Raw genomic sequence first — 226 nt, forward strand, 5'->3', positions numbered from 1 at the left:
GTCAGACTCCCGGACCTTCAGCAGCACACACTCACCGTCACCGACAACCTCGGCGCCCCGCTAGTCGGCGCCCGGGTCGGCGGGACCGCCAGCCTGGGTGGTCAAGTCCCGGGTAGTGGTGTAGCGCTGCGTTCTCCTTCGTGATGGTTCAGGCGGTCAGGGCTGGCAGGTCGTCGGCTCCGATCTCGGGGTCGTTGGTGGGGACGATGTTGATTCGGCAGCGGGC

Source organism: Nocardioides flavus (ex Wang et al. 2016), assembly GCF_014653115.1.
GTDB lineage: Bacteria > Actinomycetota > Actinomycetes > Propionibacteriales > Nocardioidaceae > Nocardioides > Nocardioides flavus.